The organism is Arthrobacter pascens (genome assembly GCF_017052465.1).
GTDB classification, from domain to species: Bacteria; Actinomycetota; Actinomycetes; order Actinomycetales; family Micrococcaceae; genus Arthrobacter; species Arthrobacter pascens.
The window spans coordinates 467,288-493,950 of the sequence record NZ_JAFHKT010000151.1; the positions used below are offsets into that span (position 1 = coordinate 467,288).

General features: G+C 61.1%; 23 protein-coding genes. 8 read left to right on the plus strand and 15 right to left on the minus strand.

Annotated elements, in window-relative coordinates; all coding sequences use genetic code 11:
• Positions 1-9: 9 nt before the first annotated feature.
• From JYA52_RS20340 to JYA52_RS20370, 7 genes are read right to left on the minus strand one after another with little or no spacing between them, the layout of a single operon-like run.
• Complete coding sequence (locus tag JYA52_RS20340) at positions 10-930, minus strand: N-acetylglucosamine kinase (protein WP_240460562.1); 921 nt, start codon at positions 928-930, stop codon at positions 10-12.
• Complete coding sequence (locus JYA52_RS20345; protein ID WP_205655173.1) at positions 927-2,069, minus strand: glycerate kinase; 1,143 nt, start codon at positions 2,067-2,069, stop codon at positions 927-929. The genes JYA52_RS20340 and JYA52_RS20345 overlap by 4 nt, the downstream gene beginning before the upstream one ends.
• Positions 2,066-3,445, minus strand: a complete 1,380-nt coding sequence (gene ggh, locus JYA52_RS20350; RefSeq protein ID WP_205655174.1) for a glucosylglycerate hydrolase — start codon at positions 3,443-3,445, stop codon at positions 2,066-2,068. The genes JYA52_RS20345 and ggh overlap by 4 nt, the downstream gene beginning before the upstream one ends.
• Positions 3,442-4,524 carry an ABC transporter ATP-binding protein gene (locus JYA52_RS20355; protein ID WP_205655175.1) on the minus strand — a complete coding sequence of 361 codons (1,083 nt, stop codon included), beginning with the start codon at positions 4,522-4,524 and terminating at the stop codon, positions 3,442-3,444. The genes ggh and JYA52_RS20355 overlap by 4 nt, the downstream gene beginning before the upstream one ends.
• Positions 4,525-4,564: 40 nt before the next feature.
• Positions 4,565-5,407, minus strand: coding sequence for a carbohydrate ABC transporter permease (locus JYA52_RS20360; protein ID WP_205655176.1), 843 nt, complete (start codon positions 5,405-5,407; stop codon positions 4,565-4,567).
• Positions 5,404-6,297: a carbohydrate ABC transporter permease gene (locus tag JYA52_RS20365; protein WP_205655177.1), complete on the minus strand. Its 894-nt coding sequence runs from the start codon at positions 6,295-6,297 to the stop codon at positions 5,404-5,406. The genes JYA52_RS20360 and JYA52_RS20365 overlap by 4 nt, the downstream gene beginning before the upstream one ends.
• Entirely contained in the window at positions 6,297-7,634 is a 1,338-nt protein-coding gene (locus JYA52_RS20370) for an ABC transporter substrate-binding protein (protein WP_205655178.1), read from the minus strand. Before JYA52_RS20370 ends, JYA52_RS20365 begins: the two co-directional genes overlap by 1 nt.
• A gap of 337 nt (positions 7,635-7,971) precedes the next feature.
• Between JYA52_RS20370 and JYA52_RS20375 the strand changes: the two genes are divergently transcribed.
• The 6 genes from JYA52_RS20375 to JYA52_RS23130 all read left to right on the plus strand — a co-directional run bounded on the left by JYA52_RS20375 (position 7,972) and on the right by JYA52_RS23130 (position 14,348).
• Entirely contained in the window at positions 7,972-9,420 is a 1,449-nt protein-coding gene (locus tag JYA52_RS20375; protein WP_205655179.1) for an extracellular solute-binding protein, read from the plus strand.
• Positions 9,421-9,849: 429 nt separating this feature from the next.
• Positions 9,850-11,025 carry an extracellular solute-binding protein gene (locus tag JYA52_RS20380; protein WP_205655180.1) on the plus strand — a complete coding sequence of 392 codons (1,176 nt, stop codon included), beginning with the start codon at positions 9,850-9,852 and terminating at the stop codon, positions 11,023-11,025.
• 26 nt (positions 11,026-11,051) lie between these two features.
• The gene (locus JYA52_RS20385) at positions 11,052-12,086 is read left to right on the plus strand and encodes a carbohydrate ABC transporter permease (protein ID WP_205655181.1); all 1,035 of its coding nucleotides are present in this window, start codon (positions 11,052-11,054) and stop codon (positions 12,084-12,086) included.
• Positions 12,083-12,916 carry a carbohydrate ABC transporter permease gene (locus JYA52_RS20390; RefSeq protein WP_205655182.1) on the plus strand — a complete coding sequence of 278 codons (834 nt, stop codon included), beginning with the start codon at positions 12,083-12,085 and terminating at the stop codon, positions 12,914-12,916. Before JYA52_RS20385 ends, JYA52_RS20390 begins: the two co-directional genes overlap by 4 nt.
• A gap of 3 nt (positions 12,917-12,919) precedes the next feature.
• Positions 12,920-13,729: a carbon-nitrogen hydrolase family protein gene (locus JYA52_RS20395; protein WP_205655183.1), complete on the plus strand. Its 810-nt coding sequence runs from the start codon at positions 12,920-12,922 to the stop codon at positions 13,727-13,729.
• Positions 13,730-13,964: 235 nt separating this feature from the next.
• Positions 13,965-14,348 (plus strand): PAS domain S-box protein, encoded by a 384-nt coding sequence (locus tag JYA52_RS23130; protein ID WP_372433960.1) that lies wholly within the window; start codon positions 13,965-13,967, stop codon positions 14,346-14,348.
• 425 nt (positions 14,349-14,773) lie between these two features.
• Here the strand turns inward: JYA52_RS23130 and JYA52_RS20405 are convergent, their stop codons facing one another.
• The 5 genes from JYA52_RS20405 to JYA52_RS20425 all read right to left on the minus strand — a co-directional run bounded on the left by JYA52_RS20405 (position 14,774) and on the right by JYA52_RS20425 (position 21,176).
• Positions 14,774-15,472 (minus strand): GntR family transcriptional regulator, encoded by a 699-nt coding sequence (locus JYA52_RS20405; RefSeq protein WP_307869475.1) that lies wholly within the window; start codon positions 15,470-15,472, stop codon positions 14,774-14,776.
• Between the two features lie 264 nt (positions 15,473-15,736).
• Complete coding sequence (locus JYA52_RS20410; protein WP_205655185.1) at positions 15,737-17,671, minus strand: Gfo/Idh/MocA family oxidoreductase; 1,935 nt, start codon at positions 17,669-17,671, stop codon at positions 15,737-15,739.
• A 140-nt stretch (positions 17,672-17,811) separates the two neighbouring features.
• The gene (locus JYA52_RS20415; RefSeq protein ID WP_205655186.1) at positions 17,812-18,651 is read right to left on the minus strand and encodes a carbohydrate ABC transporter permease; all 840 of its coding nucleotides are present in this window, start codon (positions 18,649-18,651) and stop codon (positions 17,812-17,814) included.
• Positions 18,644-19,618 (minus strand): carbohydrate ABC transporter permease, encoded by a 975-nt coding sequence (locus JYA52_RS20420; protein ID WP_205655187.1) that lies wholly within the window; start codon positions 19,616-19,618, stop codon positions 18,644-18,646. The genes JYA52_RS20415 and JYA52_RS20420 overlap by 8 nt, the downstream gene beginning before the upstream one ends.
• 79 nt (positions 19,619-19,697) lie before the next feature.
• The gene (locus tag JYA52_RS20425) at positions 19,698-21,176 is read right to left on the minus strand and encodes an ABC transporter substrate-binding protein (protein WP_240460565.1); all 1,479 of its coding nucleotides are present in this window, start codon (positions 21,174-21,176) and stop codon (positions 19,698-19,700) included.
• Between the two features lie 252 nt (positions 21,177-21,428).
• On the opposite strand from JYA52_RS20425, the gene JYA52_RS20430 reads away from it, so the two are divergent.
• Complete coding sequence (locus tag JYA52_RS20430) at positions 21,429-22,553, plus strand: Gfo/Idh/MocA family protein (RefSeq protein ID WP_205655188.1); 1,125 nt, start codon at positions 21,429-21,431, stop codon at positions 22,551-22,553.
• An 88-nt stretch (positions 22,554-22,641) separates the two neighbouring features.
• Complete coding sequence (locus tag JYA52_RS20435; protein ID WP_240460637.1) at positions 22,642-23,604, plus strand: sugar-binding transcriptional regulator; 963 nt, start codon at positions 22,642-22,644, stop codon at positions 23,602-23,604.
• Here the strand turns inward: JYA52_RS20435 and JYA52_RS20440 are convergent.
• Genes JYA52_RS20440 through JYA52_RS20450 form a run of 3 tightly spaced genes read right to left on the minus strand, consistent with a single transcriptional unit; the run spans position 23,595 to position 26,603 of the window.
• Entirely contained in the window at positions 23,595-24,233 is a 639-nt protein-coding gene (locus JYA52_RS20440) for a bifunctional 4-hydroxy-2-oxoglutarate aldolase/2-dehydro-3-deoxy-phosphogluconate aldolase (RefSeq protein ID WP_205655190.1), read from the minus strand. The two genes, JYA52_RS20435 and JYA52_RS20440, sit on opposite strands and share 10 nt — an antisense overlap.
• On the minus strand, positions 24,230-25,288 hold the full coding sequence (locus JYA52_RS20445) for a phosphotriesterase family protein (RefSeq protein ID WP_205655191.1): 1,059 nt from the start codon (positions 25,286-25,288) through the stop codon (positions 24,230-24,232). The genes JYA52_RS20440 and JYA52_RS20445 overlap by 4 nt, the downstream gene beginning before the upstream one ends.
• On the minus strand, positions 25,281-26,603 hold the full coding sequence (locus tag JYA52_RS20450; RefSeq protein ID WP_205655192.1) for an FAD-dependent oxidoreductase: 1,323 nt from the start codon (positions 26,601-26,603) through the stop codon (positions 25,281-25,283). The genes JYA52_RS20445 and JYA52_RS20450 overlap by 8 nt, the downstream gene beginning before the upstream one ends.
• Positions 26,604-26,663 lie beyond the last annotated feature (60 nt).

The following is a 26,663-nucleotide window of genomic DNA, read 5'->3' on the forward strand; positions in this document are numbered from 1 at the left end:
TTAAGGTCATTAGACCTTGGCCCCGTCCGCAAGGTAAGACACGCCGAAGACGGGGTCCGTAGCGAGGACTCGGACATCCTTGATTCCCTGCGCTGACAGATGGGCGGTAAAGGCCTCGGCAAGTGCCGGTTGGTTCATGCCAAGTCCTCCGCCGAGTATTATCGGTCCCGAGATCATGAGCCGCTTGGAGACTTGCAGAGCTTGTTCGGCGAGGTGTTGTCCGGCCCGCTGAATCAGGGCCCGGCTTGCTAACTCGCCCCAGGAGGCGCATTCGAACACGGTTCGGGATTTGTCCGCCCAGTAGGTTCTGTCTGTGTCACCGTGAAACTGCCTGATGAGTTCCTCGGCGGATCGCAGGTCGCATTGCCGCAAAAGGGCAACTGTCAGCTCGTCTTCCGGTAGGCCAAGGTTTGCCCTGTGGAGCGAGTGACGCACGGCTTCACGTGCCAGCCAGTATCCGCTGCCTTCGTCTCCTAAGAGGTAGCCCCAGCCTCCGGCTCTGGCTTCAGCTCCGCTGGCGTTCACGCCCCACGCTGCCGAACCCGTGCCTGCAATGACGGCGATACCCGTCCGGACTCCGGCGGCGGCCAGAATCAGGCGGGTGTCATGGACAATGGTGACCGGTGCCTGCGGAGCATGCGGTGAGATCAGGCATCGGAGTGCTTCCTGGTCCTCCGGCGTGTCCACGCCTCCAGCGCCGACATAAACGGCTTCTGCGTTGTCCGCACCGAGGTCGCTGAGCAGGTGAGCCAGGTTGCGGGCTGCTGTCGAAGTGCTGACGTTTTGCGTGTTGGCGCTGCCGGCGGTCCGGTCGTCGGTGACGTTACCGCCGACGATTCGGATCCCGCGGGTTTTGGATCCGCCGATGTCCAGACCGATGACTGTGCGGGGCGGGGGATAGACCATCGGGGCAGGGTGTACGGGGCTCATTTCTTGATCCATTCCCGTGCGAGCTCTTCCGCTGCGGACGTCAACAGGGCGGCTGCTGCGGAAATGCATCGGTCTATATGGGCTTCGCGATCGGTGAGGGCGTAGGCTCCGCGAACGCCGATGCGGGCAAGGTCCAGCGAAGCCAGCTGCCGTTGCCCGCAGACGGCCACGACCGGTACACCTGCGTTCCGCGCCGCCCGGGCGATGCCTGAGACTGCTTTGCCGTTCAGGGTTTGGGTATCGAGGGATCCCTCACCGGTGATGACGAGATCACCGTCGGTCAACCCGCTCAGGGCGGCACGGTACCCGGTGATGTCCATGACGACGTCGACTCCCGCACGCGTGGTAGCGCCCAGAACGCACTGTGCGGCGAAACCGACACCTCCGGCGGCGCCAGCGCCCGGGAGGTTCTCGGCGCCGGGTGGCAGTCCCGCTGCGCGCAGCATCTCTACGTAGTGCTGCAGTCCTTGCTCCAGGAGGCGCACCTCTGATTCGTTGGCACCTTTTTGTGGCGCGTAGACGGCGGCAGCGCCTTGCGAGCCCAGAAGCGGATTGTCCACATCGGAGGCCAGGATTAGCTCACAGCCGGCCAGCCTCGGATCCAGCGTGTCCAGGTTAACGGCGGCCAAATCGCCGAGCGCACCTCCTCCTTGTCCCAGCGCTGAACCGTCGGAGCGTGTCAGTGCGGCTCCAAGCGCCTGAAGAAAGCCGGCGCCTCCGTCTGTGGAGGCACTGCCGCCGACAGCCAAAATAATGGTGCGGGCACCGGCATCAAGGGCAGCCTGGACCAGTTCGCCGGTGCCGAAACTCGTCGCACCCAATGGGTTGGGAACACCGTCAGTGAGCCGCAGAAGACCCGAGGCCCGGGCCATTTCGACCACCGCTGTACCACCAGGACGGTCCAGAGCAAACGATGCCGTGACGGGCTGCCCGCTGGGTCCGGTTACCGTTGCAGTGACTTCTTCATAGCCGGCGCTGACGGCAGCGGCAGCGGTGCCGTCTCCGCCGTCGGCGATTGGTATCGATATCACCTCGGTTTCCGGACTTGCTGATCGGATGCCGGCCTCGACGGCGGCGCATACCTCGGCGGCCGTGAGGCTGCCCTTGAACTTGTCGCAGGCTATGAGCGTTGTTGTCATCGGTTTTCAGCCTGAGCGGGACTCGGCGTCGTGTCGGACGTTTGAGGGGATCCGAGCCATTCCAGTGCGGCGGCCGCGGTCCACGCCTGCGCGAGGCTACCCAAGGGTTCTGCCGTGAACGGCTCGTAGTATTCCCCAAAGGCGAGGTCGTTCAGCTGCTGCAGAGATTCTGACCGGAGTGTTTCGTATAGATCATCCTGGCCGTCACGGGCGCACGCCCAGCCGAGGAGCAGGTTCAGGAACGGCCACACCGGTCCGCGCCAGTATGTGCGGGCCCGGAACGCCGCGCTGGCCGGTGAAGTGGACGGAGGTAAGGCGAACCGCAGCCCGGGGAATCCCATCCAGTCGCTGCCCTGCAGGATCTCCCGCTGGTGGGCGAGGAGCCTGGGATCGCCGCCGGCGACCAGCGGCGCGAAGCCGGAGACGGTGTCGGTGGCGATCCACTGGTCCGCAAGAACGTCGTAGTCACGTGCCAGCCCCGTTTCGGGGCTCACTGTTGAATCAACACCATCGCGGAAGCGTTTGGCCACTTCGCGCAGTTCCGCGGCCTCCGGGCGTCCGATCTCGTCTGCCAGATCTGCCAGGACCCAGGTGGAGGCGGCCATGATTCCTGAGAAGAACACGTCCCGGACCCGGAAGTCCACGATGTCCTGCACGGCCTTGTCGTCGAAACCGACGGATGCCATTTGCTGAACGAGCCAAAGGTACTTGGCGTATTCTGCGTCATCGGGGCGTTCGCTGACGTCCGCGACATGCAAGATGTCCCGGCGGGTGAATGGATCCAGCTGGCCGGGCTGGATCGCCGCGTAGGGACCGTCCCACCGCGGGGAATTATCGAAGCCTGATTCCCAGCCGTGATGAATTTCGATGAGGCCGACTCTGCCGGGGTCGCGGACATCGGCCAGCCACCGGTGCCAGGCGAGCCAGCCGTCAAAGGACTCACGGAGGAACTGTTCGGCTGCGGCCTGGTCGGCACCTCCGTTTTCCCGGCCGCGGTCCAGGATGTGCCGAAGGGCGATAGCGTGGACCGGTGGCTGGCAGATTCCGCTGCTCTTGATGCCGGCAGGACGCGCTTTTGCCCCGGCAGTTCCCCAGCGGTCAAAGCCCGGGAAATAGCCGGTGTCGTTGTCGCTGAAAACGATGTGCGGGATCATTCCGGTTGACCACTGGGCATCGAGGAGCGTTCGCAGTTCGGTGATGGCGCGTGGCACGTCAACCCGGGCCAGGCCGATTGCGACGAAGGCAGCATCCCAGCTCCACATGTGCGGATAGAGGTCGGGTGCCGCACTCGTCATCGTGCCGAGGTCATTCCTTCGGAGCACCTCGATCGCCGCGGTGCGGAGCTGTTCGGTGCTGACATAGTTGTTGTCGGTCATTTGGCCTCCAGTGCCATTGAGGTTTCGCGATCGTAAAAGCGCATGGTGTTGGGTGAGAAGCTGAGCCAGATGGTCTGGTGCGGTGCGGTGCGGAACGTCGGCGGGGCCTGGACCTTGAGTGTCTGCCCTTCGACGTCGACCGTGAGCAGGACGGTGGAACCCATCGGTTCGACGACGAGTACTGTGGCGGCGATGTCGCCGGAGGAACGCTGTGTTCCGACGGCGACGTTCTCGGCCCGGACGCCAAGCACAATGTCCGAGGCTTTGAAGGACCTCAGCAGCGAGGGCGCCATGAGCTTCTGGTCCCCGACGACCAGCGTGTCGCCGTCGGCGGTGACGGCGGCGTCGATGAAGTTCATCGGAGGCGAACCGATAAACCCTCCGACAAAGCGGTCGCTCGGAGCGTCGTAGACGTCGAGCGGGCCGCCGAGCTGGGCGATGCGTCCCTTGCGCATGACGGCCACCTGATCGCCCAGTGACAGCGCCTCGCTCTGGTCATGAGTGACATAGACAGTTGTGGTGCCGAGGTCCTGCACGATTTTCTTGAGCTCGGACCGGAAGTTCAGGCGCAGGAGGGCATCCAGGTTTGACAGGGGTTCGTCCATGAGCAGCACGTCGGCGTCTACCACGATGGCCCGAGCAACTGCGACGCGCTGGCGCTGGCCACCGGAGAGCTGCGCCGGCAGCCTGTCGAGATAGGGGCCCAGCTGCAGCAGCTCGGCCGCCCACTGCACCTTCTTTTCAATGTCGCTCTTGGGCATTTTTGCCATCTGCAGGCCAAAGCCGATGTTGTAGCGGACCGAGCGGTGCGGGAAGACGGCGTAGGACTGGAAGACCATGGAAATGTTGCGTTTGTTCGGGGGCAGGTAGGTGACGTCGCGGCCGCCAATGGAGATGGAGCCGGAGTCCGGGAGCTCAAGTCCTGCAAGCATGCGCAGCAGGGTGGTCTTTCCGCAGCCCGAGGGGCCGAGGAGGACGGTGAAGTCGCCGTCGGCTATTTCGAGGGACACGTCGTCGGTGGCCCGCTCGGTGCCGCCAGGGTAGGTCTTTACGAGGTTGGATATGGAGATGTCAGCCATGGGATCGGCTCCTTGAATGAATTCTGAATCAGGGACGGTGCTAGCGAATGGTGGAGCCCCACATGTTGGTGAGGTACCTGCGCATGAGGGCGATGAAGATGATGGAAGGAATCACGAGGGCGAATCCTCCGGCGAATCTGTAGGCCAGGGGAGAGTCGGCGAGTGAGGTCAGTACCTGCGCGGGAAGTGTGCGGTGGTCCAGGGTCAGGATCGACGCACCCAGGACTTCATTCCATGACATGACGAAGGTGAAGATGGAGGCGGCGGCTATGCCGGGAAGGGCCATGGGCATCACTACCCTCATGAAGGCCCCGAGCGGGCTGCAGCCGAAGACCCGGGCGGCCTCCTCGACGTCCTGGGGGACACCCAGAAAGACGCTTGCCGAGATCAGGATGGTGGTGGGAAGCGCCAGGGCCGTGTGCAGCAGAATGACGCCGTAGGTGGTGTCGTAGATGTCCACTGTCAGGAAAAGCCTGGCCAGGGGGACCGACAGCACCACGATGGGAAGCGCGCGGGTGAAGAGCAAGAAGAGCTGGTACGGTTCCTTGCCGGGGAAGGCAAAGCGCGCCAGAGCGTATCCTGCGGGAACGCCGATCACCGCCGAGAGCAGCAGCGTTCCCACTCCGACGATCAAGGAGTTTCCCAGGGCGCCGAAAACGCCGGTGGATCCCAGGAAGGCAGCGAGCGTTTCGAACGAGAAGCTCGTGGGCAGCAGGCTCAGGGGGAAGCGGTTGAGTGATTCCCTGGTGGACAGGGCCGCCAGGGAGATCAGGTAGATCGGGATCAGCATGAAGAGCGAGATTGCGATGCAGCTGAGCTGGAGGAGAACGCGGTTGCGTTTCTGCCGTTTCAGCGGTGCGGTGTCGACGGTTGTTTCGGTCATCGGGTGCCTCCCTGGTTCTTTTCGCGGAGAGCCCGCAGGTAGAAGATCGACGTCAGCATTGACACGACGAGGATGACCAAGGCCAGCGCCGCTGCAACGTTGGGGTTCTGCAGGCCGGTGTACCAGCGGTAGGTTTCGCCGACCACAAGGGGGAAGTTCTGTCCCGTCAGGGCCTGGGCAACCGCAAACGTCTGGAACGCCAGGATGGTGCGGAGGATAAGGGCCACCTGCAGGCTTGGTTTCAGCAGGGGCAGTGTCACGTGGCGCAGGCGCTGCCAAAATGTGGCTCCGAAGACCTGGGCCGCCTCGTCGTAGTCCTTGGGAATCCCCTGGAGGCCTGCGACAACGATCACCAGGACCAGCGATGTTGCACGCCAGAGTTCGGCGATGAGAACGCAGATGAACATCGTGGTCTGGTTGTCGTAGGCGAGCCAGGAGCTGCCTTCGAGGCCGAGCCAGGCCAAGACGGAGTTGAGGTAGCCGCGGTCATTGAAGATGGACAACCACACCAGGCCCGCCGCGAGGTCACTGAGCGCCAGCGGGATGGCCCACACAAAGAAGTGGACCTTGTGCAGCCGGGGATTGGCGCGCAACAGCAGGGCCATGCCGATGGCGAAGGCAAACTGTATCGGGATCATCACCACGATCAGGAGCAGCGTATTGCGGACGGCCGGCCAGAAATAAGGGTCCTGCACCATGCGGGTGACAAAGTCGAGGGTGAAGCCATTTTCGTCCTGAAAGGCCTGCAGAACGCCTTCGACCACTGGCCATCCGAGCAGGAGGATCATGAAGATGACAGACGGTCCGATGAGCCACACTGCCGCGGGAACGCGTCGGCGCGGGGCCCGAACCGTGGCTTTGGTGGGGGCGGCGGGCGCTTGAACGGTCATTACGCTACCTCGCATTTCGCGGAGACGGGGTCAGGTGCCCAGCACGGCACATTGAGTGTTTTCAATATGGTGTTGAGTTCCGTGGCCTGGCGGTCGAGGACCGGCTGGATCCCCTCGTTGTTGAGGCAGATCTCCTGGAAGCAGTTCTTGAAGACCTGGGACACCTCGCCTTCCTTGGTTCCCAGCCCGACCGGCGGAAGTGCCAGGAGTGCGCCCGCGGATCTCTGCTGGCGCCGGACGGCTGCCGCTTCGAGTGCGACCGCTCCCGCCAAATCTGTGGGAAGTTCGGTTTGAACGACCGGGAAGAAGGCGTTTTGGCGCAGCGTCTCGACTTGAGTCAGCGGTTCGGACAGCCCGCGGATGACCTGTTCGGCCAGATCGCGGTCCCGTCCGCCGGTCGGCAGGGCGAGGCCGGCGATGATGAGCATGTAGCCGCGGCCCTTGGGTCCGCGCGGAGCAGGAACCATCAGCCAATCATCCGGGTTGTCTGCGGGCGCATTGACGAGCCGGGCGACGTGGTCCCATGCCACGAGTACCTCGCCTCTGCTCAACGGTTCCTGCATCGCGTCGTAGTTTGTTGACGCCGGTGCCATGTTGTCCCACAGTTCCTGCATGTAGGTCCAGGCAGCGACGGCGTCCGGGCTGCGGAACGTTGTGATTTGGCCTCCTGTGAAACTCGGCAGCAGGAACCCCTGGTAGAAACGGTGGTGGAGCCCCTTTGGTCCGGCAGGCATTCCGAAGACTGGACGTCCTGCCCCCTGTTTGGCTGCCTTTGCCCAGGCCAGGTAGTCCTCATAGCTCAGGTCGTTGACGTCCACGCCTGAGGGGAGCCATTCCAATGCCTTCTTGTTGACGGCAACAACGTACGTTGCCTGCATCCAAGGGACGTATTTCGACGCAGAGCCGCCGGCCTTGGTCAGCTCCAGCATCTCTTTGGTGAATCCGCGTCCCGACAGATCGGTGAGGATGCTGTCGACGGCTTCAAGGGAACCTGCCAGCGGCGCGAGTTCACCGTGCAATCCGCCGAGCAGCGACGTGCGGATATTTCCGGCGGCCGCCTGTGATTTAACCGTTGAAGCGAAAACTCCGGGATCGACCGAGTTGTATGCAACAGGAACCCGGACGAACTTTTTCAGCACTTGCTCGTAGCGCTGCTTTTCCTCCACTGGGGTGAACTGCGTTGAAAGGAACCCAACAGTGCCCTGCCCCGCCGCGGCTCCGCTGGTATCAAAACCGGCGCACGCGGACAGAAAGGGAACTGATAAAGCCGTGCCCAAGCCGGCGAGGAGCATACTGCGGCGGGAAGGGAGGGCTGTGGATGCGAATCTGTCGTTCATTGACTACTCCATTCGGTGTGCGTCTCTGCACAACTTTCGTTCAATCATTAGACAAAAGTCTGGATGTGTCAAGGATCACTACCTGCGAAGGGAGATGTTGGAAGTCATTTCTCTGGGCGAGGGGTTCACGGGCCTACGTGGCCGGAGCCTCTGAGGGCCAGAGAATCCGGCGCCCAGAGCTACACAAGGCTCTGCACCCCAGGCGGCAAGTGCTAATGCAAAAATACTGAGAGGATGTTGGGATGATTTGCGGGTCCAACAAGCGGACCGAGGAGATCCTGGACCGGACGAAACGTCCAGCTGAGCTAGCGCACTTGAGGCGTAAGGGAGAATCACAATGACTGTTCAACCGTCAATGGTTGATCCAAGCCATCCGATTCCCGTCTATGCCCAGCTGAAGTCCCACATCATGGAGATGGTCCTCAACGGACGGTACGGAGTCGACGGGCAGCTGCCCACTGAATCCGAGCTGTGTCAGCATTTCGGCTTGAGTAGAACGCCGGTTCATCGCGCGCTGGCTGAACTGGCCTCGGACGGCGTGGTGATCAGACACCGCCGCCGCGGAACGTTCGTTGCGCCGGAATGGCTTGAAAAGCAGGCGGGGAAGCGCGTGCTGACGGTTGTCGTGCCCAAGGGGCCGTGGTCGCGTCTCTTGCAAACAGAGGCGCCGGCCGACCTTACGGTGTCGATCACCGTTGTCGAGCTTGACTCGTTGCATGACTACCTCGCCCAGGCCGTGGCGAGCGGCGTCGCCCCCGACCTGGCGTTGGTCGATTCCGTATGGGTGCCGGAGTTCGCCGCAGCCGGCTACTTTCGGGCGCTGGATGACTTGGATGCCCAATGGGCTCGTGAGGAGTACCGCGAGCGCTTCGCCCAGGCGTTCGTGGTCGCGCAGACTATTGGGGACTCTTCGGTTGCCGTTCAGCTGGAAGCGGACGTGGCCGGGCTCTGGTATGACCGGAACGTTCTCCAGAAGGCCGGACTTCGGTCCCCCAAGACCTGGGCGGAGCTGCTGGATGCCTGCGCAACGTTAAGTCGTGGAGGCATGACGGCGCCGCTGGTGCTTCCAGCAGGTCCCGCTTCAGGCGAGGCGGCAACATACTGTCTCCTCGCGCTGTTGGCATCAAACGGTTCAGCGATCCTGGGCCCGACCGGCGTATTGCCTGACCGGGCTCAGTTGGTCGAGGCGTTGGAATACCTCCAGAAGCTCGTGGCTGCGGATGCCATACGGCCGGAATCAGTTGAATACACCAGAGACCAGCCCATCAAAATGTTGGCTACGGGCCAGGCCGTCTTTGCCTTCGGCGGCAGCTACGAACTACCGGCGCTCGCGGCGAATGCGGGTCTGGACCAGGAGCGCGCATGGAAGCGATTCGGCTTCCTGCCGACCCCTGCGGGTCCCTCCGGCAGTCCGGCTACGCTCGCCGGGGGTATGGCCCTCGGGATCTTCCGCCAGGCAAAACGACCTGACCTCGCTCTGCACCTGATCCAAGCGCTTGTGTCTTCCGAGGCCCAATCCCGCATGGCCTTATCGACGGGACAGATTCCGACCCGTACGGCGGTTATCTCCCGTGTCGCAGCGGAGGACTCACTCCTCGCGCAGTCCTCGGCCATGCTCGAAGGGGCAGTGGTGCGGCCGGCCGTGCCATCCTACGATCGGGTTTCCCAGCAACTCCAGAAGATGTTCGCCGATATTATTCTCGGCCGAATCAGCCCAGCCGCTGCAAGTGAATACACGGCGGAGCTGATCTCCGCCATCACGGGGCTTCCCGTGGCCCAAAGCTAGTTCCCCTCTCATCTCCCCAAAAGATCCACGCGCGCTCAAGCGCAGACCCGTACGCACAGCCGACTGACATCTGCCATAGGGCGGCAGGCCGCTTTTGATCACGCGGGCGCAGGAGGCTTCGGCCCGAGCTGTTGCCCCGATGGGGTGGACTCTGCACTGATGTCGGTCTCGCAAACCTTGATTTAGCAACAGAAAGAGCCCTTGGGGGTTGACACCGGCAGCGGACTCCACTCATATTTGTCACTACGCAGTGACAAATCACACACCCTCTGACTGGAGACACGGATGATCAACTTAGGAACAGGGCAGGCAAAGCGGCGTTCAGCTATCGCCCTCCTCGCAACCGTCGCACTCGGCTTGGCAACAACGAGCTGCAGCCCGGGCAATGACGCGCCGAAGGCGGATGGGCCCCCGTCGGGAGACATCCGGGTGCTCTCTAACTGGAGTGGTCCGGAGGCAGAAGCGTTCGACGCCGTGGTCAAAGGCTTCTCGGCGAAATACCCCGACGTTTCCGTCAAGGTGGAAAGTGTTCCCTTCGACCAGACACAGTCTGTGCTGACCCAGCAGTTCGCGGCTGGAAGCCCCCCCGACGCTGCTGTTGCCCTCCCCGGGATGGTCCGTCAGCTCTCGCAGCAGGGCCTCTTGATGGACGTTGACGGGATTTGGGACACCTGGGTCAAGAACGGTGAATACAATGACTCGCTGCGCGCGATAGCGGCCGGCAGCGACAATCACACGGACGCGGTCTACGTGAAGGGCAATGTCAACGGGCTGATCTGGCACACCACCGCCCGGACGAAGGCTCTCGGTATGTCAGCGCCGCCCGCCACATGGCCTGAACTGACGACCATGCTGGACAAGTACAAGGCCAGCGGGGTTGCGCCGTTCAGCGTCGGCGCAAAAGATGTCTGGGTCCCAACTCAGTGGATGGATCCCATTCTCCTAAACGTTGCTGGGGAGGAAAAGTTCAATAAACTCGCCCGGGGCGAAATCGGCTGGGACGATGCGGATGTCGCTAAGGCCGTCACCGTATTTTCCACCATGATTCGGGACTACTGGCCCAAAAACGCACTCGACACCGGCTTCTCCGACGAAACCTGTGGATGGGTGAAGGGAAAGAATGCGTTCGCAAACAACGGTGCGTTTGTGAACGGCATCGTCGCCTCGTGTGATCCGTCCTTGAGGCCGGGTACCGACTACACCTTTTTCACTCTCCCCCCGTTCGAGGGCACTGACAAGCCTGCCCAGGCCGTCAGCGGCGACCTCTTCGTGGGCGCGAAAGAATCAAAGAACCCTGTTGCCACCCGGGCGTTCCTGGAGTACCTCGGATCGGTTGATGCCCAAACGATCTGGGCCAAGCGCGGAGGGTACATTGCTCCGAACATGAAGGTCCCTTCCAGCGTCTACCCCACCGCCAACGACAAAGCCGCAGCGGAGCTCTGGCCTAAGGACGCCGCCAGCCAGGCCGGGTACGACCTCGATGACTGGATTGGCGGGGAGCTGCAGAGCAAGTACCGTAACGCCCTCGTTGAACTCGTACGGTCCCAGGACGCGGCTGCCTTCATCGACACGATGAAGGCAGCGGACACCCGCTCGAACGGATAGTCGTGACTGTCACGAAGAAGGAAAGCATGACGACCACGGAAAAGGTGGCGGCGCCCACCCTAAAAGCAGCCCGCACTCCTGGAACCCGCCGAAGGCAGGGCCGCGCAAAGATCACGCCCTACTTGTTCGTCGGACCCATTCTCCTTGTATTCGCTGGCTTTTACCTGTGGCCCGCGCTCAGCACTATCGCCTCGAGTTTGTTCACGTGGGGGATGCTCAACCCGTGGGAGCTTGGTGCACCCTCGGAGTGGGACTATGTCGGCCTTTCCAATTACTCTTCGACACTATCGAGTGCAGATTTTTGGAACGCGGCACTGAACAGCGCCATCTGGCTCATCGTCTTTCCGGTCCTCGTGCTGGCCGTGTCCTTTCCGTTGGCACTGTTGGTGTGGAACGCGCGGCGTGGTTCTGGCATCTTCCGCAGTATCTTTATCCTGCCCATGACGATCTCGCTGTCAGCCGCTGGCATCATCTGGTCATTTATCTACAACCCCGATCCGAACAAGGGCGTGTTGAACGCACTCTTGCGGGTGGTGGGCCTCGAAGATGCCTCGTTTACGTTTGGGCCCCTTGAAGTCCACGCCGGACAGTGGCTGTCCAACCCTGGCATTTTGCATCTGGGCATGGCCGACGTTCGTTTTGCCAACCTGTTCGTGATTATCCCGGCCGTGTGGGCTTTTGCAGGCTTTGGTGTCATAACCTTCACCGCCGGGCTGACATCGGTGCCCAGCGAACTGCTGGATGCGGCTCGAGTCGACGGGGCAAAGCAGTCCCAGCTGGTTCGGCACGTCGTCATTCCCAGTCTCAGGCCCTCCATAGTGGTGGTTGCGGTCGTCAGCGTGATCTTCGCCCTGCGCACCTTCGACATCGTCCTCGTCACAACCGCGGGGGGTCCGGCCAAGGACACCGAGGTACTCGCCATGCTCCTGTGGAGGCAGGTGTTCCAGTATTTGGACACACCTCAGGGCGGGCTCGCTGCCGCCATAGCGGTCCTCATGTCGGTGTTCATGATCATCATTTCCCTTCCCTATATCCGCGCGACACTGAAGGAACAGCAATGAGGCAACGTCGGTGGACAGTATTCGCCCTGTACGGCATCTTGACGCTGGCCAGCATTATTTGGTTGGTGCCTGTCGTGACCGCAGCCATGATCTCGATACTCCCGCTGGACCAGAGCGGCACAGGATGGTGGCGCGCCGATCTTTCCACTGCCACTCTGGAAAACTACGGCCGCGCCTGGCAGCAGGGGCTGTCGACATACACGCTCAACAGCTTCATCATCTCCATCAGCTCCGTCGCACTCACCGTAGTACTGGGAACGTCCGCGGCGTATGCGTTCGCACGGATGAAATTCCGGCTCAAAGGGCTGCTGTATTTTCTTCTGATCACCACCATGATCGTTCCCGTACAGATCATCCTCATCCCGCTCGTTCCCTGGTTCCGGACCCTGAACCTGAATGAAGGGCCCGCACAGTTCCTCGGAATCGCTCTCGTGCACACCGCCTTTGGTGCAGGCTGGGCCCTGTTCATGCTCATAGGCTTCTTCTCGCAGATACCGGAGGAGGTCCTTGAGTCGGCCCGGCTGGACGGGGCAAGCGAATTTCAGGCTTTTCGACGTATCGCACTTCCCTTGGCAGTTCCCGGAATCGTGTCGTTTATCATCATCGACTTCGTCTTCGTGTGGAACGACCTCCTCATGGGGCTGACCCTGCTCGACAGCAACCACCGGCCGCTGACCGTGGGTTTGGCGAACCTACAGGCTCCCCAACTTAACCAGGACGACCTGATCTCCTCAGGGTCCATCCTTGCCATCATCCCCCCATTGCTTCTGTTCGCACTCCTGAACCGCTACTACGTCCGCGGGCTCTACGCCGGCGCCGTGAAAGGCTAACCAATGACCCCCAAATCTGATGAGACAGTCAGGGCCGCCATCATCCAGTTGGAACTCCCCAACGGTGACCTGGACGGCAACCGCGCAGCGTACCGAGACGCCCTCCTGTCCCTTGGTGACGCCGACCTGGTCGTCACCCCTGAACTGTTTATCTCCGGCTACGACCTGAAGATGATCGACGATCGAGGCGATGACCTCAGCGAGTCCCTAAACGGTCCAACCGTGGAAATTACACGGGAGATCGCCGCCGAGAAGAATTTCACCGTCGTGGTCGGGCTCCTTGAGAAAGGTGACGACGGCAAACTCTATGACACCGCGGTCACCGTCACCCCGTCAGGTGAGGCCTGGCCCTACCGTAAGAGCCACCTCTTCCCGACCGAATTCGAGCGGTTCACTCCCGGCGACGAACTTTTCGTCGTGCCTACTCCAGTTGGGGTCCTGGGCCCGCAGATCTGCTTTGAACACGCGTTCCCGGCAATTGCCACCACCCTGGCCATGGAAGGAGCCCAAATCATTGTCATCCCGTCAGCGGTCGGGGACGGATACGACCACCTGCTGACCTTGCGCTCACGCGCCCGAGCACAGGACAACCAGATCTTCGTCGTCGCCGCCAACCTGAACGGGAACGGCTTCTGCGGACATTCCCTCATCGCAGGGCCACGCGGAAACGTGTTGGCGTCCGCATCACACGAAGACGCCATCCTCCGGGCCGACCTCGACCTGAGCCTTACCGGGCTGGAGCGACAGCAGGAGCAATCACTTCGGCTTGCCCGACCCGAGCTGTACGTGTCAAAACGGGCCACGGCACGCTGACCTCGTTGCTCTTCAATATGGCCACACCGCCGATGACCGTGGCTGCTCCGCTGCGGGAGGCGGAGCAGCCTGCCGGCAGCCTGGGCCTGCACGGCTAGACGGCTGAGGTGGACAGGCCGGGCCCTCCTGAAAGACGGCGGGATTCTGCGCCGGCCCGGCGGGGCAGAATCTGGTCCACCCCCGCCGGGCGGTCACCTGCCGTTGGATGGTGGATGGTGGATGGTGGATGTTGGCCATGCTGGCATCGAAGCCGTGCTCGCATTGTCCATTCGACTCCCACGTGTGTTCGGACAGGAACCGTGGGTCAGCCTCGAAGCGCGCCAGCCGTGAATGGCTGTGGGCCGTTGGCTGTGACGGCGGGTTCACGTCCTCCAGCCCGCCCAGCCGCGATCTTCTCGGTTATGAACCTTCCGAACTGCTGGGACAGCACTGCAGTGACGTTATCGACTTCGATGAACTTGCGGCCGCAAGGAAGGCGACGTCGGCGCTGGAACACGATGCAGGAACTTGGTCAGCGCTTCTTACGGTCTGCTGCCATCGCGACGGGACCCGAGGCCCGGTCGAAATCGCCAGCAGGCCAGGACAAGGGCTGGAATGCCTGCGGGATACGAGGGCATAACAAGGCCCTTGGATCCGCGAAGAGCCAATGCGGATGCGGCCAAAACGGTCAGGACCCGCATCAACCGTGTGCTCTCCCAGAAGACCCTGCAGCCTTGGTTCCAGCCGATCCGCTGCCTGAACACGGGAACTGTTATCGGCGCCGAGGCCTTGACCCTCGGCTTCACTGGGAAAACCGTCAGACAACCCAGAAGTATGGCTGAAATGGCACACTGAGACTGCCCTCGATGACTGGCCGTCTCCCCAGGATCACTAAACGCACCGGACGCGATGCAACGTACCGGATCGATTTACTCGGGTCCACCCCTGCTCACAGGATTTGGCCTTCGCGACCGCCTCAAGGCAAGGAAGTTGAAGGGCTTTCCGTGCCCGGGCAAAGCGGCACCGGGATGGACATTGCAGATGCTGGCGCCTTTTCCGGGCGCATCAGCGTTGAACAAGGGAGGTTTCATATCCGAAACGGTCCGCGCGGTAGGAGTGTTTGCCATATGTTATTGGGCGTCCGGTGGCATCGGAGGCCACGCGTTCGATGCTCACCAAAGCCATGCCCGGATTCAGCTGCAGAAGTGACGCCCGGTTGGCATCAGCGGTACTGGCCCCAATGCGTTGAAGAACAACCTTCGGCGTTACGCCAGCGTCCCGGAGAATTTCTCCAAGTTCATTCGTTCGCAACGTCACTTCGTCAAGATCCTTGACCCCGTCTCTTACCCAATCTTCCAAGATAGCCAAGGTTTCGCCACCGGTTCTGCGTAGGCGTGTGAAGTGGTGAACCGTGTCATCGGGTCGGAGCCCGAGGGCCTGCCGGACCCTCTCATCCGGTAACGTCCGGCAGTACGACAGGACTTCTGTTGTCGATGGATGTGCGCTTTGCTCTGAGTCCTCTATGAGGCCGGACAGCTCCCGGCGGCGGCTAACGGAGTTCGCAACGACTCGCGTTCCGATTCCGCGTTGTCGGACGAGCACTCCAGACCGGACGAGTTCGTCCAGGGCCTGACGGATCGTGGGGAGCGAGAGCCGCAGCCGCGAGCTCAGAGCTGATTCACTTTGCAAAAGATCTCCGGAACTCAGCGCCCCGCTGGATATCGCGGCTTCGATTCCGGAGGCCACTTGCTTGTAAAGCGACACGGGAGACGCCTTGTCAACAGAGAGCAACAGTGGGGTCGGCAACTTCCGCTCCTTCTTGGCGTGGATTGGCATTGCAGCAGGCCGCCGTAACGAAAGGCGCGGTTAGCGGCGGACGTTAAAACGTCTTCCACTAACCGCGCCCGAGTGCCGCCCTATGGGCGGGTTCCCCCCCGGTATCGACACATCGGCCTGGCCTGCGTGAGCCTTCACGGTGCCGGGATGGAACTTTAGAGTTGCCTGCCCGAAGCCCCTACATTCAGCCGTTTACCGGGTCCCAGGCGAGTTCGTGAACGGGGTGCCCCCGCGGAGTTCACCCAGCCATCCTTGGAGCAGCTTCTTGCTGAGGATGACATCTTGCACGGGGTCGGAATGTTCAGGCTCGTGTTCGATGCTCATCGGACCGGTGTATCCAATCTCTGAAAGAGCCGACAGGCAGTCAACGATCGGTACGATGCCTTCACCCAGGACGCAGGTGTCGTGTGCGCCCTGAGCGCGGACGTCTTTCATGTGGATGTACATTACGTGCTGGCCCAGTTCTCTGATTGCTTGGGCGGCGTCCACGCCGTTTGTGCCCCACCACCCAGTATCGACGGCGGTGCCGATGAGTCCCTGTCCGTCAGTACCGATCTTCTTGACGATGTCCTGCGCTGACATGTCTTCCGGATGGTTCTCAATGGCCAAAAGCCGCCCGGAGGACTTGAGGATGTCAATGAGTCCACCCCTGTTCGTGGTCAGCAACGAAGTTCCTCCACCCAGGATCGGCGCTCCGATTGCTGCCGCTACGTTGCAGGCGGCCTCAAACTCGGCGGGTGTGTCGCCGAATCTTCCCGCATAGCTGTTGACCGTCAGCCCTGAGTTCGAAAGCACCCTCCGTGCAGCTTCAAGGTGCGCCGGGGTGGCCCAAGTCCAGTTCAACTGCGCGGTCCAGACATCCAGCGCGTCGAATCCTGCATCGGCAACCAGGTCGACGAATGCCTGAAACCTTTCCTCAAACGTCGCGATCGGCTCGTAGTAAGCGTTTGCGGCATTGTCGCCCTGCATCCAGCCTTCCGTCATTGACCAGTCAAGCTGCTGTGCAACCAGGTTTGCTCCCATGAAGGAGATATTCGCCATGTCGTCTTCCTTTGTGTTCGGTTTAGAGGGTCGAGCCTGTAGCGGGGAGGGAAAGCTGGACATAACTTCAACCCGAATACCCTTATCAGCTGACTGAGCAATCGCTTCAAGCACCTCGACCACGTGAGCTGCGTGTTCGCCGCTGGTCCGGTGCGGGCGGTTTTCGCGGATGGCCGCCGCGAGGTCAGCCAAACCGAGGCACCAGTCCAAAGGGACGTCCTCACCGGCTGCCTGCGCCTGGTACTGGTTGCCGAACTCTGCCTGATGGGTCGAAGAACCCGGCAACAGCCAGTCATCGAGCCGGAGGCTGCCGTTATCTCCATGAAACTCGATGGCACGCGGGCTGGTGTCGGCATGAACGTAGAAATTACAGCTCAGACGCAACATGGGGCCGGATTCAAATTCGGCTATAACAATCCATGCGTCGGCCGTCGAAGGATTGAACGTTCCACCGTCGATCGTGGACCGTTCTTCCAACAGCCTGCGCCCAACAGCCGTGACACCCCGGATGGGGCCGAAAATGGCCGTGAGGTAGGTCAGGGGGTAAACGCCGGCGTCGACAACCGGACCGACCTGGTAAAAGGAGTGGGGTGCCGGGTGCCAGGTTTCGATACGTCCCTGGTTCACTTCGGCGTTGATCAACCGGACGGTTCCGATGGTCCCGTTTTGAAGGGCATCAGCTGCGGACAGCGACGCCGCACCGAGCCACAGCGACGGTGCACACGCCAGGCGGACGTTTTTTTCTTCCGCGCGCTTGACCAGCTCTCTGGAGTCGTTGTGGTTCATAGCCAGGGGCTTCTCACTGAACACCGTCTGACCGCGGTCAATGAGTTCCAAGGTTGTGGCGTAGTGGTACGGCGCGCTGGTCAGGTTCACGACGATGTCGGGCGAATCAGCGCACAGCTCATCCAGGCTGGAATATGGAGCACAGTCGTGGTCTGCAGCAAACTCGAGGCGTTTGGACTCGTCAAGATCGAAGACACCCACCAGAGTCAGTTCTTGGTGCCGGGATAAACTCTCGGCATACGGACCCGCTATGTTTCCGCATCCGATGAATGCAATTCGGGACGGCGAGGGGATAGTCATTTGGTAGAAAGCCTTTCTTTTTGGATGAACCCGGGCTTTGTTCAGTCAGCCTGTATAGCGGTGGGAAGCAGAATTCTTGGACGGGCCGTGCTGCACACCTCGGGTATCTGGGAATCAAGCGGTGCATGCCGGGATGAGCGTCATTTCACGCCGCCGGCGGTAAGGCCGGCGACAAAGTTGCGCTGGAGCAAAAGGAACGCCACCACGATGGGGATGCTAACGACCAGCGATGCTGCCATGATCTGGTTCCAATAGACATCGGACTGGGTCGAGTAGAGCTGAAGGCCGACGGCCAGGGTCCGGTTCGCTTCGGTGGTCATGACTGATGCAAACAGGACCTCACCCCAGGAGGTCATAAAGCTGAAAATGGCCACGGCGATGAGCCCCGGCCGGGCTGCCGGAAGGACCACACGTACCAGAGCACCCACGGGCCCGCATCCATCGACCTTCGCTGCCTCGTCCAGCTCATGCGGGATTCCATCGAAGTAGCCTGCAAGCATCCAGATGGAAAACGGCAGAGAGAACGTCAAGTAGGTGATGATGAGCCCGCCCATGGTTCCCACCAGCTGAATGCCGGTAGCTGCGTTGATATTGACGAATATCAGGAACAGCGGAAGCAGGAACAACACGCCAGGGAACATCTGGGTCGACAGGATCGTGGTCGAAAAGATCGAGCGGCCGAAGAACTTATATCGTGACATGGCGTAGGAAGCGAAGACAGCAATGATCAGGCTCAATATTGTCGCCGCGCTTGCCACCATCACGCTGTTAATGAAATAGCTGGCCAAAGGGACGGTCGTCCACATATCAACGAATGGCGCAAGCGTGATTTCAGATGGCCACCAGGTAAATGGTCCCTGGACGTCCCGGAGCGGCTTCATGGACGATGTGATCATGACATAGACGGGGACCGCGGTGAAGATGGCCAGGACCGTTATTACGGCAACGCGGAAGACTTTGACTCCGGTTGTTTCATGCACGGCGGGACCTCCTGTTGACGACGATCAGATAGATGCCGGTGACCAGCAGCAGGAACAGCAGCAGTAGCACCGACATGGCCGCTCCCAAACCGAAATTCCATGTCAGGAAGGAGGCGTTATAGATATGGAATGCGATCAGGTCGCCTGCGGGGGGCTGGGAGTTTCCGAAGAGAACGTAGGGGGTGTTGAAGTCGTTGAAGGTCCACAGGAACATGACCAGGATCAGCACCACGTTCACCGGTTTGAGCATCGGAAGGGTTATCGATCGCCATTGACGCCACGGCTTCGCACCATCCACTGCGGATGCTTCGTAGACCTCGCTCGGAATGGATTGAAGTCCTGCCATCAGCATCAGGAAGGCAAAAGGCCAGAGACGCCAGATTGCGACGATCAGCATGGCTACAAAGCTGCTGTCCCCAATGAGCCAAAAAGGCTTCTCGCCCCCGACGTGCAGATTATCGAACAGGAAGTGATTGATGGCGCCCGTGTCCTTTTGGAACATGAACTTCCAAGCGATGATCCCGGCATACACCGGAAGGGCATATGGAATCAGGAAGAGCGTGCGGATGAAACCCCGGCCCCAGAATTGCTTTTGAAGGACTACGGCCGCTGCCATCCCTAGCATCCATGACAGACCGACCACCAGAACAGTGAAGCCGCACGTAACGAAAAAGGATGAAAGCAGCGATTTTCCTACGGCACTGTTGAAGTCCACCGTGATCGAGTAGTTGGCCAGGCCCGCAGCGGGGGCGCTTCCCCAGTTTGCGATGAAAGCCTTCGTGAGCTTGATGAAGCTCATGCAGATACCGATGACCATAGGCAGTACCTGAATGGCGAGCACAAACATGACTGCCGGTGCAAGCAGTGCGTAGGGCATCCACCAGCCGGAGGACTTGGGCCGGCGATTTTTGCGCTGGGGGCGGACTGTGGGTTTCTGAGCCGGTGGCTCAACAGTAGTTACAGACATTCGAGGTATTTCCTTTTTTTGTGGTGTCCCGGCAGGACGGGGTCCACCGCGAGGGACTGCGGTGGACCCCGAACGTGAACTACCCTGCGGAAGCAGCGACCTGCTGCTGGGCGGTCTCCAGCACCCCGCGAATTTCCTCTTCGTTGACGGTGCTTCCAGACGCCACCTTCGAGAAAAGCTGGGTCATTGCCTTGCCAACGGTGCTTTCGAACTGGTCTTCAGCTGCGACGAGCGGCAGTGGCTTGGACTGGGTGGCGTAGATGTCCAGGAGCACCTTAGCCTTCTCGGTATCAGCGAGGAACGTGGGCTTCGCCCCCTTGAGCACAGGCAACGTACCGAATTTGTCGTTGAGTGCCGTCTGAGTCTCAGAGCTGGTCATGAATTCAACGAACTTCAGGGCACCATCCTTGTTTTTGGTGTTCTTGAAGACTGAGAGGTTGATGCCGGCCGGGAAGCTGGCAATGTCCTTTGCACCCGCGGGAGCGGGGTATGGGACAACGCCGTACTCCTCGGCCTTCATGCCGTCTGCCAGGATGGCGCTGTCAATGGTTGCACCAAGGATCATCGGGACCTTGCCTGCAGCAAACTCGTGGACTCCCTGGCCGCTGTCGACCTGCACGTCGGACGGCTTGACTACCTTCTCGGACTGCATCAGGTCCAGGTAGCGCTTGACGCCAGCCACAACACCATCTGAAGCGAATGTCGGTTTCCCGTCGGCATCAAACAGCTCTGCACCGTTCTGGGCTGAGTTCAGGAAGGCGAAGTGCGCATTGGTGCTGTAGGAGCCGGCCCGCAAGGAAAGACCGAATTGTCCGCCCTTCGTGAGTTTCTTGGCTGCACTCACCATTTCTTCATAAGTTTTGGGGGGCTGGAGGCCTGCTTCGGCGAACATGGCCTTGTTGTAATAGAGGCCGTAGACCATGCCGTACAGCGGCAAGGAGGTGGGTACCTGCCCGGGGGCTCCCGCGGTCTCGAGCGCTGCCTCCAGGAATTTATCGGATCCTCCTACAGCCTTCATGGCGTCCTCATCCATAGGCAGGAATGCGCCTGTGGACTGCAGCGAAGATGCCCAAGTATTTCCGATGTTGACAACGTCGGGAGCCTGGCCCGACGTCACCGCTGTCTGGATGCGTGTCTGCAGGTCGTTCCAGCCGATCACTTCCAGGTCAACCTTGATTCCCGTCTTCTCCTCAAACTTCTTCAGCTGGGGAGTAAGAACCTCCTTGTCATGGTCCAAGCTGGTACCTGTATTGCTGGCCCAGTAGGTCAAAGTCTTGCCGCCCTCCGAATTTTGGGACGAGGACGAGCTGGGGCTGCCACATGCTGCGGTTGCTAGCGCCAGAGCGGCGATTGCCGCCGCGGCGGTCAGGGTACGAATGGTCACTGTCTGACTTCCTTGTCGATCAAGAGGCCCGTGGAACAGTAGGCGTATGGTGTGCGAGTTGCGGTGGGCGGGTTTACCTGTTGCCCACATCACAGATGATGCTAGTGGTATCAAGTGTGATGTGGCAAGGGCTTGCTCGGGGGTGGTGACATCCGATGCGGCCAGCAGGTGCATGTCGCTTACGCCTAAACTTTGTGGCGATCCTTGCTAGCCCGTCATCTAGCGAGCTGAAGATGGACCCCAGGGGTGGTGCCGCGTCGCCAACTTTGCATGGTCACTGCGGCTGGCCCCAGGCCGCGCAGAAGAATACGATTACATTTGATAGGCTAAGCGACAGATGAGATGAAGGCGCAGCATGATTGTCGGCACGAGCCATAAATCTGTCTACGCGAGGCTGGAAGTCCGCATTTTGCATGAAGGAGCAGCATGAACGAGAGTGTCAAAGAAGTCGGTCTCCCTTACGGTCGGGTGGACTCACATAATCCCGTCCTCAAATCCAAAATTGAGGCTGCTCTGGAGATACCTGAATTCAACAGAACCATTCCTGTTGGCCTGGTGGGATGCGGGTGGGTCGCCGGTCAGCACCTCCGGTCGTACCGCGCGGCGGGCGTGAACGTGGTAGCGCTTTGTGACTCCGATATAGAACGCGCGAAGGCGTACCGCGAAGAGTTCTATCCCGATGCCGTGGTCTACCGTGACGAGCAGGCCATGCTCGCGCATCCCGGCCTTGAGGTGGTTGACATAGCGACCCACGTGGCCGTTCGCCCGCAACTGGTGCGCCAAGCGGTCAGGGCAGGAAAGCACGTACTGAGCCAGAAGCCGTTCGTGGAGGACCTTAGCGAAGGACTGCAACTCGCCCGGGAGGCCAGAGACGCCGGCGTCATCCTGGCGGTGAACCAGAACGGGCGCTGGACTCCGCATTTCGGTGCGCTCCTTGCGTGCATTGGCGCCGGACTTATCGGCGACGTCGTGTCCGCCGATTTCTTTGTGGCGTGGCCTCACGACCTGTTTGTTGAGGACAAGCCGGCCTTTGCCGCGATGGAAGACCTCGTTCTCTACGATTTCGGCGCGCACTGGTTTGACCTCATCGGAACACTGGTGCCCGAGGGGGCACTGGAAGTACGTGCGGTGACTGCGTCCAGAAAAGGACAATCGGTACCCGTGCCAATGCAGGCCCACGCCCTGATCTCGGCCGACAACTTCATCGCTTCGGTCGGATTCCGGGCTGCCGAACGATATGCAGAGTCTGGCACTTTCCGCGTATCGGGCACCAGGGGCGTCATCACCCATGAGGGTCTTAGTCTTGGCGGCGACAGCGTTGTCGTAAGCACGGACGACGGCGAAGCCCGCATCTCGGTGAGCAATGACTGGTTCGGCCACGGCATGATCGGAGCCATGCGGCCGCTCCTCATTGCCATTGAGTCCGGGCTGGAACCCTTCAATTCCCCGGCCTCGTCCCTCACCGGGCTCTCACTGTGCTTCGCCGCAATAGAGTCCGCCGCCACGGGGAATGCCGTAACACCGGATCCTGCTTCTGCGCGCAGACGGTAGTCCGCCTACTGTCGTAAACATACCCACCTCATTGTCGCCTTGGTCCCACGCCAGCGCATGAATGAACAAAATGAAATGAGCGTTAGTGATGAAACCAAGCGCGAGCACGCAGCAGAACGGTCCCGACGAGAATCGGCTTATTGTCGACGTATGCCGACTTCACTTCATTGAGGAACTGCCCAAGAGTGAAATCGCTGAACGGATGGGCATATCGCGGTTCAAGGTGGCTGACCTTATCCGATACGGCCGCGATCGCGGGGTCGTCCGCATCGAAATTTCAGACCCGTCAAGTTCCGTGCGAGACCTGGAGAACAGGCTCAGGGACAAGTACTCGCTCGAGCGCGTTGCCGTGTCGGGACTGACGCCGACGACTGACCTAAGCCTCGTCGGCGTGGCGGCCGCGGACCTGCTGCTCGATGAGCTCAGGGATGGAAGTCTCCTTGGAATCGGCTGGGGGGCAAGTGTCTTCCACGTCATCAATTCGCTTCAAACGCGCAGCGGGCTGCCGACGGTCGACGTCGTGCAACTGGCCGGAGGCGTTGACGGCGTCAGCCTCCCGTTAAACGCGATAGGGCTGGCCGCGGAAGCCAGCAAAGTCTTCCGGGGCCGGCTGTACTCTTTGCACGCGCCAGCCTTTGTTGAAAACCAGGCGACCGCGGATGCCCTTCGGGAGGAAGGATTCCTCCGACGTACGTTTCATATGTTCGCGCTCATTGATGTTGCAGTTGTGGGCATCGGCGGATGGAAAGCTGGGACATCATCTTTGCGCCAAGCATCGGCTTTGGCGCCTTCGTCCGCGAAGCGGCTGCGGGATGCTGATGTCACCGCGGACATCCTGATGCACTTCACTGACGCGAACGGTTCGGTGATTACCGGCGGCCCGACTGTGATGGGCCCGACTGTGGAGGAATTTACCGCGATCAGGCTCAGGGTTGCCGTCGCTGCGGGTATTGAAAAGAAGGACGCCATATTGTCCGGATTGCGCAGCGGCCTCGTGAATGCGCTGGTCACGGATGCCGCCACGGCCTCGGCACTGCTCAGTCAGGATTGACTGGGCGCCTGCAACCTCGCAGATACAAAGGCTTTCACGCGCGCGACCGGATCACTTCCCAGCCCGGCATCGGTCAGGATCGATCCAATTCCGACAGCCGAGCATCCGGCCGAAATGAGGGCGGTGACGTCGGAAGCTCTGACGCCTCCCGTCGCCATCAGCCTCAGTTCGGGCATGGGGGCAAGAAGATCTTTGATGTACCGGGCACCTCCCAGCCGCGCAATGGGAAAGACCTTGATCAACTCGGCGCCGTCCTGCCTGGCTTTGAAGATTTCGGTGGGAGTCGCACATCCCGGCACGGCGAGAAAGCCGCCTCGCCGGCCCTCGTTGATGAGCCATCGGTCGTAGATGGGCGAGACGAGGAAGTCAGCCCCCGCCTCCAGGGCGGCGGTGGCCTGTGCCGGATGCAGGACAGTTCCAGCGCCGATTGTTAGCCCCGGCCAGCTGGACAGCTCTTTGATCACCTGTTCCACATCCGGAATGCTAAAAGTCACCTCGACGACGCTTAGCCCGCCTTGGGACAAAATACGCGCATCTTCCAGTGCCGTCTCTGGGTCCGCCGAACGCAGCACAGGGATCGCCTGCGCACTAGCTATCCGCTGCAGGACGTCGTGGGTCGGTGCAATCATTTCTTGCCTCGGTCCGTCGTTTCCTCTGCCTCTTTGACGTTTCTCCAGGTTAAAGCCTGAACAGCGTTGTCCCTCAAGACGCGGCCAGCCTCGGAGGCGGACAGACCGGCCGCATGCAGTCGTGAAGGCAACGTGGAAGCTAGCCAGCTGAGCCCGGGGTTTCCGTTCAGTGAGCGCCACAAGGATCGTCTGGCACCGTCAGTCCCTACGATGATCTGTTGACCGTAGCCGGCGTCGACGAGGGCTGTGATCAGCTTCAGACCGGGGGAGTCGAGACCCCTACCATGTTCACGGAGCGTCTGGTCGCACTCCAGGATGGCGCCGGTGGCTGCAATATCTTTGAGGTAGGTGAGGTTGCGGTGTTTGTCCACGTGGCTCAGAATGATCGAGCCTGCCGGTACGCCAGCCTTGGTGAGTGATTCGATCTGCGCGAGGGCGCCCTCGCCATTTTCACAATGCGTGAGAATCGGGGCGCCGGTGCGCAGGCTGGCCTGCGCCGCGGCGCGAAGGTTGCGTTCGTCGCGGATGTCCAGCCGCTCCCCGCTTGTTGCCACTTTGACGATGCCTGCCCTCCATTTTGTCCTGCGAACAATGGGCCCGGTGTAGTCGAAGGCGTCGACGCCCTCTTCCAGGTCCGCGACAAACAGATCCGCAAGTTCATCGTCCGAGACGCGGTTCGACCAATGCAGTGGACCGTAGTACCGGTCGTGATGAAGGCCTGTTGCTGCGATGACAGGTGTTCGTGTGCGTTCGGAAATCTGCGCGAGCCTCGTGATGTCACGTCCGGCGGAGCACGGCATGCAGTCGACGAAAAGGGCGGCTCCGGCAGCAACTGATTCGTTAACTTCTGCGACTGCTGCGTCGACGCTGTCCAGATGGATGTGCGGGAAGCGTTCTGCGATCAGCGGCGAATCGATGATCAGGTGTTCATGGGAGTAGACGACGCCTTTGGGCACTTCGGCGATGTCGCCGAGCACGGTGCGGATCCAGGCAGACGGGGAGCTGTCGGTGACGTCCTGTGTGCGGGTTTCTGTGAAGACTTGTGAGCTAGACAATGGCTTGCGCTTCCTTTAGTCGTGCGCGGAGAAGGGCGCGGTCGATGTCCCTCGGCTCGAGGCCTGCATCTGCGGCCATCGCTGCTGCTGTGCCGGCTGCCTGACCCATGGCGGTGCACTGTGCGATCGAGCGTGCGGAGGCGTGGGCCTCATGGGTGGCCGAGAAAAAACGGCCCGCGACGAGGAGACCATCAGTGTCAGCAGGCAAGAGTGTGCCGTAGGGGATTCCATAGGTGCTGTCGTCGGGTTCGGAGATGCCCCCGACGTACTCCCAGCGCGTCACTGCACCGGTTCCATGATCTTCGATCGGGGCGCCGCAGCGTGCGATGTCGTCGGAGTGGGACAGGCCGCCAAAGAAATCCTCGCCGGACAGCACGTATTCACCCACCAGTCGCCTTGTTTCCCGGACCCCGATCCGGGAGGACGTGTGGAGGAGGTAGGACTGCGAGTAGCCGGGTACCTTGTCCTGGAGGAACCGGACGTATTCCCAGCTCTGCCGACGGCCTTCCTGCTCGGCCCATGACAGGTCCCACGGGTCGGTAAGGTCTTTCCCCGAGACCCGGGTCATGTTGGCGTGCTTGACGCCGGGAATGTTGGTTGCGTGGATGGAGCCTTCCAGCCGCGGAAGCGCGTATTCTCCGGACTTCACCGCCTTAGCGATGAGTGAGTGGATCTCCTTTGTCGAGGCGGTCTCGTCGGCGACTCCGCCGACGCGAAAGGTGGCCGTTGCGGGCTGCAGCTTATCCAAACCTTCGCTGTTGTCGAGCGTGGCACCGGCACGCCAGGCGAGTTCGCCTTCACCGCTGGAGTCGATGAGAACCTTGGCCAGTACGCGGCGCGGCCCCTGTTTGGTCTCAACGATGACTCCCACAATTCTGCGGTCCTCCGAGATGACAGCCGTGACCAGGCCATACAGCAGCGTTTTTGCCCCAGATGCCAGGAGCAGGTCATCCCATATCAACTTGAGCGCCTCCGGCTCGTAGGTGACACCAGTGCCCGCACCGTACGTATTGGGTCGCTCGAATGACATGCCCATGGCGGCAAGCCGTTCACAGACCTCCCACCCGATGCCGCCGACAACCCGTGTATTTGCGGGCCCAGGCGCGTAGAAGCCGTAGAAGGTGTCAAGAACTCGGGTCCCGGTTCCCCCGAGGTAGCCGCCGGATTCGATCAGAAGCGTCGACGCCCCGGAGCGTGCGGCCGCTGTAGCGGCCGTCGATCCTGCTGATCCTCCACCGATTACGGCAACATCACCCTGCCAAAGAAGGGGAACGCCGGCGACGTCGTCCGGGTGGTACTTTGTCTGTAAATTCATCATTGTCCGTTCTAAGTTGTTGTGGAGGTCCCTTGGAACCTCCAGGCCCGTCGGGCGGGG